The 1,418-nt window shown below is 48.9% G+C and carries 1 rRNA gene; it reads left to right on the forward strand.

What is annotated here, in order from left to right:
- Window positions 1–1,418, forward strand: a 23S ribosomal RNA gene (locus tag CJ255_RS21975); the annotation flags it as partial.

A 1,418-nucleotide genomic window follows, 5' to 3' on the forward strand; every position in this document is an offset into this window, starting at 1 on the left:
GAAAGGTGAAAAGCACCCCGAACAGGGGAGTGAAATAGTACCTGAAACCGTGCGCCTACAAGCGGTCGGAGCCAATTTATTTGGTGACGGCGTGCCTTTTGCATAATGAGCCTACGAGTTATTCCTTACCAGCGAGGTTAAGTGCGTAATAAGCACGGAGCCGAAGCGAAAGCGAGTCTTAACAGGGCGCCAGAGTTGGTAGGGATAGACGCGAAACCTTGTGATCTACCCATGGTCAGGTTGAAGCTGTGGTAACACACAGTGGAGGACCGAACCAGTAAACGTTGAAAAGTTTTTGGATGAACTGTGGGTAGGGGTGAAAGGCTAATCAAACTGGGAAATAGCTCGTACTCCCCGAAATGCATTTAGGTGCAGCCTTATAATAGTTTTGCAGAGGTAGAGCTACTGATAGGACGCGAGGGCTTCATCGCCTATCAACTCCTGACAAACTCCGAATGCTGCAAAATGTTTTATAGGAGTGAGGGCATGGGTGCTAAGGTCCATGTCCGAAAGGGAAAGAACCCGGACCATCAGCTAAGGTCCCCAAGTATATGCTAAGTTGAAGCAAACGCGGTATGGCTGCAGAGACAGCTAGGATGTTGGCTTGGAAGCAGCCATTCATTTAAAGAGTGCGTAACAGCTCACTAGTCGAGCGGCCGTGCATGGATAATAATCGGGCATAAGCATATCACCGAAGCTATGGATTGTTAATTTATTAACAGTGGTAGGGGAGCATTCCAAACAGCGCAGAAGCATTATCGTGAGGTATTGTGGAGTGTTTGGAAAAGCAAATGTAGGCATAAGTAACGATAAAACGGGTGAGAAACCCGTTCGCCGAAAGACCAAGGTTTCCTGATCAACGCTAATCGGATCAGGGTTAGTCGGGACCTAACGCGAACCCGAAAGGGGTAGTGGATGGAAAGCAGGTTAATATTCCTGCACCTGTCATACAATAAAAGTGACGTGGGATCGAGGTGCCTGGGGGCTGACGGAATAGCCCGCTGAGCTTAGGCTACGGCCGAAGCGAAGGTAAGCAGATTCTACCGAGAAAAGCGAGTATGGCAGCTCGTACCGTAAACGGACACACGTAGTTGGGTTGAGTATACTAAGGCGCTCGAGTGATTCATGGCTAAGGAACTAGGCAAATTAACCCTGTAACTTCGGGAGAAAGGGTCCCTGCTCTTAACTGAGTAGGGCGCAGAGAAATGGCCCAGGCGACTGTTTATCAAAAACACATGGCTTTGCTAAATCGAAAGATGATGTATAAGGCCTGACACCTGCCCGGTGCTGGAAGGTTAAGAGGAGATGTTATCTTCGGAGAAGCATTGAATTGAAGCCCCAGTAAACGGCGGCCGTAACTATAACGGTCCTAAGGTAGCGAAATTCCTTGTCGGGTAAGTTCCGACCTGCACGAATGG

The organism is Candidatus Viridilinea mediisalina, assembly GCF_002532535.1.
GTDB lineage: Bacteria > Chloroflexota > Chloroflexia > Chloroflexales > Chloroflexaceae > Viridilinea > Viridilinea mediisalina.